Raw genomic sequence first — 1,613 nt, forward strand, 5'->3', positions numbered from 1 at the left:
CTGTCTGGAGGATTTATGTTACTGGCAGGCGCTATTTTTGTCCTGACCATTGTTTTGGTTATCTGGCAACCAAAGGGATTAGGAATCGGCTGGAGTGCAATGCTGGGCGCAGGACTGGCTCTGATATCTGGCGTTGTGCATGTGGGCGATATTCCGGTGGTGTGGAATATTGTCTGGAACGCGACGGCGACCTTTATTGCCGTGATTATTATCAGCCTGCTGCTTGATGAATCAGGCTTTTTCGAATGGGCGGCATTGCATGTTTCGCGCTGGGGTAACGGTCGTGGCCGTTTGCTCTTTACGTATATCGTTCTGCTCGGTGCAGCGGTGGCGGCACTGTTTGCCAACGATGGGGCGGCACTTATTCTGACGCCGATAGTCATCGCCATGCTGCTGGCATTAGGGTTCAGCAAAGGCACCATGCTGGCATTCGTCATGGCGGCCGGGTTTATTGCCGATACGGCCAGCCTGCCGCTTATCGTGTCGAACCTGGTGAATATCGTCTCGGCGGACTTCTTTGGACTGGGCTTCACTGAGTATGCGTCGGTAATGGTGCCGGTGGATATTGCCGCTATTATCGCTACGCTGGTGATGCTGCATCTGTTCTTCCGCGAAGATATTCCGCCGACTTACGACCTGGCTCTTCTGAAAGCACCGGCAAAAGCGATTAAAGATCTGGCAACCTTCAGAACCGGCTGGATAGTGTTGAGCCTTCTTCTGGTTGGCTTTTTCGTCCTTGAGCCGTTGGGTATCCCGGTCAGCGCGATTGCTGCTGTAGGGGCTGTCATTCTGTTTACGGTGGCGAAGCGAGGCCATGCCATTAACACTGGCAAAGTGCTTCGCGGTGCGCCATGGCAGATCGTCATATTCTCTTTGGGAATGTATCTGGTGGTCTATGGTCTGCGTAATGCCGGACTAACAGAATACCTCTCCGGTGTACTGAACGTGCTGGCAGATAAAGGACTTTGGGCAGCGACGTTTGGTACCGGCTTCCTGACGGCTTTCCTGTCTTCCATAATGAACAATATGCCTACCGTGCTGGTTGGTGCTCTCTCTATTGATGGCAGCACTGCAACAGGCGTTATCAAAGAGGCGATGATTTATGCCAACGTGATTGGCTGCGATCTGGGACCGAAAATTACACCTATTGGTAGCCTGGCAACGCTGCTCTGGCTGCATGTCCTTTCACAGAAGAACATGACCATCACCTGGGGATACTATTTCCGCACCGGGATCGTCATGACTCTGCCTGTGCTGTTTGTAACGCTGGCCGCGCTGGCGCTACGTCTCTCTATCACTTTGTAATGAGATACTGATATGAGCAACATTACCATCTATCACAACCCAGCCTGCGGCACGTCGCGTAATACGCTAGAGATGATCCGCAACAGCGGTACTGAACCGACCGTTATTCTTTATCTTGAGACTCCACCTTCACGCGATGAGCTGGTCAAACTAATTGCAGATATGGGCATTTCCGTCCGGGCGTTGCTTCGTAAGAATGTCGAGCCGTATGAGGAACTGGGTCTTGCAGAAGATAAATTTACTGACGACCAGCTCATCGACTTTATGCTGCAACATCCGATTCTGATTAACCGTCCGATTGTAGTGAC

General features: G+C 51.8%; 2 protein-coding genes. Both read left to right on the plus strand.

The annotated features are described in order from the left end of the window. Positions 1 to 15 precede the first annotated feature (15 nt). Positions 16 to 1,305 carry an arsenite efflux transporter membrane subunit ArsB gene (arsB, locus tag VZP09_RS24485; protein ID WP_004118136.1) on the plus strand — a complete coding sequence of 430 codons (1,290 nt, stop codon included), beginning with the start codon at positions 16 to 18 and terminating at the stop codon, positions 1,303 to 1,305. Positions 1,306 to 1,317: 12 nt separating this feature from the next. Beyond that, positions 1,318 to 1,613, plus strand: a 296-nt coding sequence (gene arsC, locus VZP09_RS24490) for an arsenate reductase (glutaredoxin) (protein ID WP_328795519.1), incomplete at its 3' end; no start/stop codon positions are given.

The organism is Klebsiella sp. EMBS2024 (assembly GCF_036233805.1).
In the GTDB taxonomy this organism is placed as follows: domain Bacteria; phylum Pseudomonadota; class Gammaproteobacteria; order Enterobacterales; family Enterobacteriaceae; genus Klebsiella; species Klebsiella pneumoniae.